6 protein-coding genes and 2 pseudogenes (1 of these 8 only partly in view) are annotated in these 7,657 nt (G+C 62.9%); 4 read left to right on the top strand and 4 right to left on the bottom strand.

Annotated features, from left to right (window positions below; all coding sequences use genetic code 11):
- Positions 1 to 170 precede the first annotated feature (170 nt).
- A complete protein-coding gene (locus HX846_RS10760) occupies positions 171 to 1,661 on the bottom strand; it encodes an aldehyde dehydrogenase family protein (protein WP_008431084.1) in 1,491 nt (496 codons plus the stop codon).
- A gap of 13 nt (positions 1,662 to 1,674) precedes the next feature.
- A complete protein-coding gene (locus HX846_RS10755; protein WP_178965369.1) occupies positions 1,675 to 2,064 on the bottom strand; it encodes a cytochrome c family protein in 390 nt (129 codons plus the stop codon).
- A gap of 226 nt (positions 2,065 to 2,290) precedes the next feature.
- On the opposite strand from HX846_RS10755, the gene HX846_RS10750 reads away from it, so the two are divergent.
- From HX846_RS10750 to HX846_RS40375, 3 genes and pseudogenes are all read left to right on the top strand, one after another.
- The gene (locus HX846_RS10750; protein ID WP_177054156.1) at positions 2,291 to 3,613 is read left to right on the top strand and encodes a hypothetical protein; all 1,323 of its coding nucleotides are present in this window, start codon (positions 2,291 to 2,293) and stop codon (positions 3,611 to 3,613) included.
- Positions 3,614 to 3,666: 53 nt separating this feature from the next.
- A pseudogene (locus HX846_RS40380) lies at positions 3,667 to 4,953 on the top strand (HAMP domain-containing protein); the annotation flags it as partial.
- A gap of 24 nt (positions 4,954 to 4,977) precedes the next feature.
- Entirely contained in the window at positions 4,978 to 5,808 is an 831-nt protein-coding gene (locus HX846_RS40375) for a methyl-accepting chemotaxis protein (protein ID WP_371132386.1), read from the top strand.
- A gap of 130 nt (positions 5,809 to 5,938) precedes the next feature.
- Here the strand turns inward: HX846_RS40375 and hpaC are convergent, their stop codons facing one another.
- Positions 5,939 to 6,451, bottom strand: coding sequence for a 4-hydroxyphenylacetate 3-monooxygenase, reductase component (gene hpaC / locus HX846_RS10740; RefSeq protein WP_003212611.1), 513 nt, complete (start codon positions 6,449 to 6,451; stop codon positions 5,939 to 5,941).
- Between the two features lie 219 nt (positions 6,452 to 6,670).
- Here hpaC and HX846_RS10735 point away from each other — a divergent pair, with 219 nt between their 5' ends.
- Positions 6,671 to 7,276 (top strand): response regulator transcription factor, encoded by a 606-nt coding sequence (locus tag HX846_RS10735; protein ID WP_003212609.1) that lies wholly within the window; start codon positions 6,671 to 6,673, stop codon positions 7,274 to 7,276.
- Positions 7,277 to 7,423: 147 nt separating this feature from the next.
- Here HX846_RS10735 and HX846_RS10730 read toward each other — a convergent pair.
- A pseudogene (locus tag HX846_RS10730) lies at positions 7,424 to 7,657 on the bottom strand (helix-turn-helix domain-containing protein) (its annotated part continues 238 nt past the right edge of the window); the annotation flags it as partial.

Here is a 7,657-nt window from a genome sequence, read left to right as displayed (position 1 = left end):
CCCGTCGCGGCGGCCCGCTTCGTGCTGCCGGAGTGAGGGAACGCCGAGCCTAGGCGAGGCGCCGACAGGCGGGGCAGAGCGCTTTGGTTACTTTGTCGCTTTTGCAAAGTGACTCGCTGTAAGAGCGAAACCATAAGTCGCCGTGACCTAAATAACGGATATGCCCCCAATCAATGCGCAATACACACCGACTTCAGCTCGGTATAAGCCTCAATCACCGCCCGCCCAAACTCCCGCCCCATCCCCGATTGCTTCACCCCGCCAAACGGCATCGCCGGGTCCAGCAACACATGCGCATTCACCCAAACCGTCCCCGCCTCGATCCGCGGCACCAGGTTCATCGCCTTACCCAGATCATTGGTCCAAAGACTGGCCGCCAACCCATACCGATTGTCATTGGCCAACTCAATCACCGCATCCTCATCATCAAACGCCATCACCCCCAACACCGGCCCAAACACCTCCTCCCGGGCCACCGCCATCCCATGATCGATATCCGCCAAAATCGTCGGCCGCACATAAAACCCCTCACCCGCAACCTCATCCCCACCGATCACCACCCGCGCCCCTTCAGCCCGGGCCTGCTCGATATGGCGCAGTACCCCTTGCTGCTGCTTGCGCGACACCAACGGATTAATCGCCGCCTCACCATCCATCCCCGCCCCCAACGGCATCGCCGACACCGCCGCCGCCAACCCCTCGACAAACCGGTCATACACCGAACGATGCACATAAAAGCGCGAAGCCGCCGCACACACCTGTCCGTTGTTCAGCAACCCACCCAGGATCGCCCCCTGGATCGCCTTATCAATATCCGCATCCGCCAACACGATCATCGGATTCTTGCCCCCCAACTCCAGGGCAAACCGCGTCATGTTCTCCATGCACGCCACCCCCACGCTCTTGCCCACCGCAGTCGAACCGGTAAACGACACCTTGCTCACCAACGGATGAGCAGTCAGAACGCCCCCCACCGACGCACCGCCGCCGGTCACCACGTTGAACACCCCCGCCGGAATCCCCGCCTCCAGCGCCAGCTCCGCCAGGCGCATCGCCGTCAGCGGCGTTTCCATCGCCGGCTTGATGATCACCGTGCACCCGGTCGCCAGCGCCGGCATCAATTTCCAGGCCGCAATCAGCAGCGGGAAATTCCACGGCACGATGCCCACCACCACGCCCACCGGCTCGCGCTTGGTGAACGCAGTGAACCTGGCCCCCGGCGGCAAAGGGATGGACACGTCAAAGGTCTGCCCTTCGATCTTGGTCGCCCAGCCCGACATGTAGCGCATGAACTCCACCGTGGCGTTCAGATCCAGCCCCCGCGCCAGGTTGATCGACTTGCCCTGGCTCAGGGTTTCCAGCTGCGCCAGCTCCTCGGCATGGGCCTCAACCAATGCGGTGAAGTTCAGCAAAATCCGCTCACGGTCGGCCGGGCGCAATCCCGACCACACGCGGGACTTGAACGCCGCATGGGACGACTGCACCGCCTGCTCCACCACGTGCAGCGGCGCGTCGAGGGTTTCGCACAGGGTTTGCCCGGTGGCCGGGTTGATCACCTTGATGTGTTCGCCCTCGGCAAATACCCATTGGCCATCGATAAAGCAGCCATGACGACGGTCCAGGAATGCAGCCACCTGCGGCAGGATTTCAACGTTGCTCATGATTCACCTGTATTCAATGCTGTTCTTTGAGAAAGCAGGCGACCGCTTGGCGATCGTCGGCCGAAGCCAGGCCCATGTAGGGCATGTAGGTGCCGGGCACAAACGCCTGGGGTTGGGTGATGAATTGCGCGATGGTCTCGGCTTGCCACTCGACGTTTTTGTCACGCATCGCCTGGGAGTAGCTGAAGCCCGCCAGGGAGCCGGACTTACGCCCGTAAACGCCCGCCAGGTTTGGCCCCATCATTGTCGCGCCGCCCTTCGCCACCGCATGGCACACGCTGCATTCGTTGGCGAAAACCTGGGCGCCACGGTTCTGGTCAGGGCCGCATTCAGCGGCGAATGCGCTGTGGCCCAGGACCAGCGACAGCAGGCCGGCCAGGGAAAATCTGTGTGCAGTGAACATAGAAAAACGACCTTGGAAATCATCGAAGTTGCCAACGATTGTCAGGGCTCAAGGTCGCTCGGGTTTTGCCCTGCGTGCCAGTCGTATTGGCCGGGCTGCCAAACCGTGGATTCTGGCAAGCACAGTCAAGTCTTTGGCAACCAGACAAAAGGCACGTCACTTCGCCAGCATTAGTATCGCGGCAGACCCCAACCCTGTGGTCATGAACAAGAATGGATGCCACACCATGCTCAAGTCCCCCTTGCTTCGTCTCTCGACCCTCGCGCTGATGATCGGCGCCAACCCGGCCGGCGCTTATGAGCTGTACGCCGATGACAGCAGTCATCTGAACGCCACGCTGGAAGCGGTATTCGGTGCCTTCCACAGCCAGCAGAACTACAGTCAATCCGGCCGCCTGGCCAAGGGCTCCTCGTCCTGGCGCGAGGGCTACGTGAAGTACGGCCTGAGCTTTGACAAAAGCTTCAGCGGCGCCGGCACCACCTACGGTGCGGCCAACCTGCTGAGTTCCGGCACCTGGGGCGACGGCGATGCCGCAGGTTTCAGCGACGGTTCGGAGCGCACCACCCAATTCGAAGACGCCTACCTCGGCTGGCGCTCGGGCAAGTTGTTTGAGGCCCTGGGCGAGAATGGCGTGGACCTGTCCTTCGGCCGCCAGAACATCGTGGTCGGCGACGGTTTCCTGATTGACGGCGACGCGCTGAACTTCGGCAAGGGCGTGGCCGATGGCGACCTCAATCGCGGCGGCGGCTACTACATCGCCGCCCGCAAGGCCTTCGACGAAACCGCCGTGTTGCGCCTGGGCGGCAAGGACGGCTGGCGCAGCGACCTGATGTGGCTCAAGTCCGATAACCGTGCCCAGGCCAAGACCGAGATGTACGTCGCCACCCTCGAACACGTGGCCGCCGAAGGCACCGTGGGGCTGACGTACATCGACACCACCGACGTCGACAAGCAGTACGCCTCCCCCACGCAGCTGGAACGCGATGGCATGAAGACCTACAGCCTGCGGGCCACGGGCAATGCCGGGGTGACCAACCTGTTCCTGTCCGGCGAATACGCCTGGCAGGACAAGCCCCACACCGGCAACGAAGACGCCTGGTACCTGGAAGCTGGCTGGACCTTCTCCGACGTGACCTGGACGCCGTATGTGAGCTACCGCTACAGCCGCTTCTCGGAAGGCTTCGACCCGCTGTTCTACGGTTTCAGCCGTGGCTACGGCACCTGGTTCCAGGGTGAAGTGGCGGGCAACTACGCCGGGCCGTTCAACAACAACTCACGCATCCAGAACGTCACGTTCAAGGTTTCGCCCCTGCAGAACCTCAACGTCGGCGCGGTGTTGTTCGACTTCAAGACCATCGACCGCAACCTCGGCAACAGCGACGGCCACGAGCTGGACCTGTATGCCGAATGGCACGTCAACGACCACCTGACGGTGATGCCGCTGATCGGCCTGTACCAGCCGGACAAGAGCGCCGAGCAAGGCGGCACGCAGCTGGGCAACCACGATAAAAACCTCTACAGCCAAGTGGTGTTCGCCACTAACTTCTAAGCCCGGCCGGGGCGGTGGCGCCGCCATCGCCCCGCCTGGCCAAGGCCTTCGCAATGCACACGAAATTCCTCACGATCCAGAGCAAGATCGCCCTGCTCGCCGGCCTCTGCCTGTTATTGGTGGTCGGCCTGCTGATGAGCCTGTCGCTGTACCAGACCCACCAGAGCAGCCAGCACGTGGCCCAGGCCAGCAGCGACATGCTCGCTGCCGCCGCCAAGGAACACATGCAGGCCCTGGGGCAAGTTCAGGCCATGCAGGTGCAACGCACCTTCATGCAAACCCATGAGTACGGCCAGGGCTTGTCGCGTTATGTGCTGTACCTGCGGCAACTGCAACAACAGGGCAAACTGACCCGCCCAGAGTTGCGCCAGGAGCTGAATACCCAGCTGCGCCAGGCCCTGGTCGACAAGCCCGACCTGCTCGGGATTTACGTCATTTTCGAAGCCAATGCCCTGGACGGTGACGATGCCCACTTCGTCGACCAGGCCGCCGTCGGCAGCAACGAGGCCGGGCGCTTCGCCCAATACTGGGTGCAGGCCACCCCGGGTGAACTGACAGCGGTAGTCGGCGACGAAGCGCTGCTGGCCAATACCTCGCCCGGCCCCAGCGGCGCGCCGTACAACGCCTTCTACACCTGCGCCCGCGACACCGCCAGGGCCTGTGTGCTGGAGCCGTATTTCGACGAGGCTTCCGGCAGCCGCAAGCTGGTGACCAGCATTGCGTTCCCGCTGATGGAGCACGGCAAGGTGATCGCGGTGATTGGCCTGGACATCAACCTGGCGGCCTTGCAACAGGCCAGCCATACCAGCGCCGGGCAACTGTTCGACGGCCACGGGCAAGTCAGCATCGTCAGCCCCGAAGGCGTGATTTCCGCCTACAGCGAGGACGCCAGCCGCCTCGGGCAGCCGATCAGCGAAGTCATGCACGATGGCGCCCAGGTACTGGACGCGTTGCGCCAGGGGCAACCGCAAACCTTTGTCGATCAACAGCAAATCAAGCTACTCGAACCGCTGACACCGATTGCCGGTGCCGCACCGTGGGGCGTTCTGGTGGGCGTGCCGCAGTCGGTGCTGCTGGCGCCGGTCACCGCGCTGCAACAGCAACTCGATGCCCAAGGGGTGAAAAGCACCGCCCTGGAACTGCTGCTGGGTGGCGGCTCGGCCCTGCTCGGCCTGCTGTTGATCTGGTACGCCGCGCTGCGCATCACCCGGCCGCTGCAAACCCTGACCCGGGTGATGGAGGACATTTCCCGTGGCGAAGGCGACCTGACGCGGCGGCTGGAGGTGCAATCCCGGGACGAGATCGGCCAGTTGGCCAGCGCCTTCAACCGTTTTGTCGAACGCATCCACCAGTCGATCCGCGAAGTGTCTTCAGCGGGGCTCGGGGTCAACCAAGTGGTCAAGCGGGTGCTGCTGGCCTCGAATTCCTCGCTGAACAACTTCGATGAACAGGCGACCCGCACCAACAGTGTCGCGGCGGCGATCAACGAACTGGGCGCCGCCGCCCAGGAAATCGCCCGTAATGCCTCCGATGCGTCGCAGCAAGCCTCCGGCGCCCGGCAACAGGCTGAGGACGGGCGCCAGGTGGTGGAGCGCACGATTGCCGTGATGAATGAACTGTCGGGCAAGATCAGCGCCTCGTGCGTGCACATCGATGCGCTGAATCACAAGACGGTGAACATCGGGCAAATCCTGGAGGTGATCAAGGGCATCTCCCAGCAGACCAATCTGCTGGCACTGAACGCCGCCATTGAAGCGGCCCGGGCCGGTGAGGCCGGGCGCGGGTTTGCGGTGGTGGCCGATGAGGTGCGCAGCCTGGCCTATCGCACCCAGGAGTCGGCGCTGGAGATTCAGCAGATGATCGAAGAGTTGCAGGTGGGCGCACGGGAATCCGTCAGCACCATGACCGAGAGCCAGCAGCACAGCGAGGAAAGCGTGAGCATCGCCAACCTGGCGGGTACGCGGCTGGCCAGTGTGACGCAGAGGATTGGCGAGATTGATAACGTCAACCAGTCGGTAGCGGCGGCGACCGAGGAACAGACGTCAGTGGTGGAAGCGCTGAATGTGGACATTACCGAGATCAATATGCTGAACCAGGCCGGGGTGGAAAACCTGCAGTCGACGCTGCAGGCCTGTACCGAGCTTGAGCGTGAAGCGGAACGCTTGAATCAGCTGGTGGGCAGCTTCCGCATCTGACCAACAACTGCCCCGCAGGCCCCATGTGGGAGCGGGCTTGCTCGCGAAGACAGAGTGTCAGCCACTGAATAGGTTTCTGATACACCGCCTTCGCGAGCAAGCCCGCTCCCACATTTGATCTCCTGAACCTTCAGCAATGGGCGCCAGCATGCTCAATCCGGTGAAACAGCCGGTTGAAGTACACCAGGCTGTCGCCCTGCCCCCGCACCCCAACCCGCGACAACTCCACGAACATCACCGAATGCGACCCTACCTCCTTGCACTCACTGATACGCCCTTCCAGCTGCACCAGCGCATCCCGCAGCACCGGCACCCCCGCCTCGCCTCCGTCCCACAGGTCCCAGGCAAACCGCTCCGCCATGGGCACCTGGGTCATCCCGGCAAAGTGCCGCGCCAGCTCTTCCTGCTCCCCGCACAGCACGTTCACGCACAGCTGCCCATTGGTACGGAACACATCATGGGTCGCACTCCCGCGGTTCACGCACACCAACACCGTGGGGGGCGAATCCGTCACCGAGCACACCGCACTCGCCGTGATCCCGCAACGCCCGCCCGGGCCGTTGGTGGTGATGATGTTCACCGCGGCCGGCAGTTGCGCCATGGCGTTGCGAAAGTCGATTTGCTGCTGGCTCAGGTCGGCCATGTCGGTGCCCCTTTACGGTCCGTGGGTGATGCCACAAGACTAAGACGCCCCGTGCGGCGCGACCATTCAGACGATCCCCATGCCGACTAGGTGGTTTCTTTATCGTCAGGGCCGTTCACACTGGGTATTCTGCTGGCAAGGCTCCACAGATGAGCCAATGTCCGCCGCAGCGTGCCCGCGTGCGAAAACAATAATTAGAAATTCTCGTGGCAGTCCCTGATGGAAATTCGCACACCGATTGTTTACATCGTTGATGACGACAAAGACCTGCGTACCTCGCTGGCCTGGCTGCTGGAGTCGGTCAGCGTAAAGGCCCAATGTTTCGCCGGGGCCGAAGAGTTCCTTGCGCACTACGACCCGCGCCAGCCCGCCTGCCTGGTGCTGGACGTGCGCATGCCGCAGACCAGCGGCTTCCAGTTGCAGGAGATCCTCAACCGGCGCGGCAGCACCTTGCCGACCATCTTCGTGTCGGCCCACGGCGACATACCGATGTCGGTCACCGCAATGAAAAACGGCGCGCTGGATTTCGTCGAGAAGCCCTACAACCCGCAACAGATGATCGACCGCATCCAGGCCGCGCTGAAGACCGCTGTACAGGCCCAGGCCGACCAGGAACAGCGCGAGCACCTGCAAGGCAAGCTGGCGCTGCTGACGAGCCGGGAGCGAGAAGTGTTGATGCTGGTGGTGGACGGCAAGGCGAGCAAGGTGATTGCCCGCGAGCTGAACATCAGCGTGAAGACCGTTGACGTGCACCGCACCAAGATCAAGGAAAAGATGGGCGTGACCAGCATCGCCATGCTGGTCCGCGAGGTGTTGTATCCCTAGGGCGCGATGATTGAATGTGGGAGCTGTCGAGCCTTGGCGAGGCTGCGAAGGGATCGCGGCGGTGTACCTGTCAGACCGAGTGGCCTGCATCGCGGGCAAGCCCGGCTCCCACAGGAAAATGCATTCCAGGTTCGGGAGCGGCACGCATCAATGATGGCTATAGCGCTTGCGGTACTCGCCCGGTGACACGCCGAAGCGCGACTTGAACGCCGATGAGAAGTAGCTGGAGTCGGAGAAGCCCCAGGCATAACAGAGTGCCGACAGCTTCTGCTCCGCCGGCGAATGGCGCAGGGTTTCGGCGCAGAAATCCAGGCGTCGGTGCTTGATGTATTGCGCCACCACCAGCCCGCGCTTGGAAAACATCCGGTACAGCCCGCGCAC

It is taken from the genome of Pseudomonas sp. K5002 (assembly GCF_013386655.1).
Classification (GTDB): domain Bacteria; phylum Pseudomonadota; class Gammaproteobacteria; order Pseudomonadales; family Pseudomonadaceae; genus Aquipseudomonas.
This window is presented reverse-complemented; position numbering and strand designations above follow the sequence as displayed.

Excerpts from the sequence above, each read along its gene's own strand:
- HX846_RS10755 (WP_178965369.1), bottom strand. The coding sequence starts at position 2,064 with ATGTTCACTGCACACAGATTTTCCCTGGCCGGCCTGCTGTCGCTGGTC.
- HX846_RS10735 (WP_003212609.1), top strand. The coding sequence starts at position 6,671 with ATGGAAATTCGCACACCGATTGTTTACATCGTTGATGACGACAAAGAC.
- hpaC (WP_003212611.1), bottom strand. The coding sequence starts at position 6,451 with ATGGCCGACCTGAGCCAGCAGCAAATCGACTTTCGCAACGCCATGGCG.
- HX846_RS10760 (WP_008431084.1), bottom strand. The coding sequence starts at position 1,661 with ATGAGCAACGTTGAAATCCTGCCGCAGGTGGCTGCATTCCTGGACCGT.
- HX846_RS10750 (WP_177054156.1), top strand. The coding sequence starts at position 2,291 with ATGCTCAAGTCCCCCTTGCTTCGTCTCTCGACCCTCGCGCTGATGATC.